The organism is Streptomyces sp. NRRL F-5630 (assembly GCF_000719475.1).
In the GTDB taxonomy this organism is placed as follows: Bacteria; Actinomycetota; Actinomycetes; order Streptomycetales; family Streptomycetaceae; genus Streptomyces.
On the sequence record NZ_JOGO01000175.1, the window covers coordinates 1 to 1,221 of the forward strand.

The 1,221-nt window shown below is 66.7% G+C and carries 1 protein-coding gene; it reads left to right on the forward strand.

What is annotated here, in order from left to right; translation table 11 throughout:
* Positions 1–342: 342 nt before the first annotated feature.
* Positions 343–1,202 (forward strand): IS5 family transposase gene (locus tag IF99_RS33135; RefSeq protein ID WP_158716688.1). Its coding sequence is split into 2 segments (ribosomal slippage): positions 343–711 and positions 714–1,202, totalling 858 coding nucleotides; the frame shifts between segments, so codons are not numbered across the junction.
* Positions 1,203–1,221: the final 19 nt, after the last annotated feature.

The window sequence follows — 1,221 nt, forward strand, 5'->3', positions numbered from 1 at the left end:
CCTAGGGCGTCTCTTTCGGATCTTGGTTCAGAAGGGTCTGCACGTGGCCTGCCCGCACCTATATTGGCGAGGTGGATCAAGCCGAAGCGAGCGGTCAGGTGTGGAGGGGCGAGGTTCGCGTACGTCCGACGGCTGTGCAGGATCGGGACGCGTTGGCACGGCTTGTCGAGGTTGACGCAGACCCCTTCGAGGTCGAGTTGTACGAGCGTGCGGCTGATCCCCAGGTGCTTTCGATCGATCGCGCTCAGAGGTCGCGGGCTGGGCAGTACGCCAGGCATGTGCGGCGGCTTCGCGAGCGTCAACAGCGCCAAGGAGGTTGAGCAGTAGCCTTCGGATCATCTGATCGTTGGTCCGGGTGTGTCGTTGACTGACGCCCAGTGGGCACGCATCGAGCCGTTGCTGCCGGACAGGACACCTCGACGGGGTGGCCGGTGGCGGGATCACCGGCAGGTGATCGACGCGATCGCGTTCAAGTACCGGACCGGGACGCCGTGGATGGACCTGCCCGAACACTTCGGGTCGTGGAAGGGTGTCCACAACCGGCTGCGGAAGTGGGCCGCTGACGGCACCTGGGAGAAGGTCTTCACGGCCCTCCTCGCCCAGGCCGACGCTGAAGGCGACCTCGACTGGGTCGTTTCGGTCGACTCCACGATTGTCCGAGCTCACCAGCACGCCGCCGGGGCCCGTCAAAAGGGGCCCCGGAAGGCGAGCCGCCCGACCATGCCCTCGGACGCTCCCGCGGCGGACTGACCACCAAGATCCACCTCGCCGCCGACGGACGCTGCCGACCGCTCGCCTTCGTCCTCACGCCAGGCCAGGCTGGTGATGCGCCAGCATTCGCACAGGTCATGGACCGATTGAGGGTGCCCCGGCGGGTCGGCCGCCCCAGAATCACGCCGGATGCGGTCCTGGCTGATAAGGCCTACTCGTCCCGGGCGATCCGCCGTCACCTACGTCGGCGTGGGATCCGGGCAGTCATCCCACAGCCCGCGGACCAGGCCGCCAATCGCAGGCGCCTGGGCAGTCACGGCGGTCGCCCGCCGGCCTTCGACCGCGAGGCATACAAGCAGAGGAACACCGTCGAGCGCTGCATCAACAAGCTCAAGCAGTGGCGCGGCCTGGCCACTCGCTACGACAAGACCGCCACCATCTACCTTGCCGCACTCCATCTCGCTGCCATCTTCATTTGGTCAGCGCGGTGATCCAGAGGAAACGGCCTAG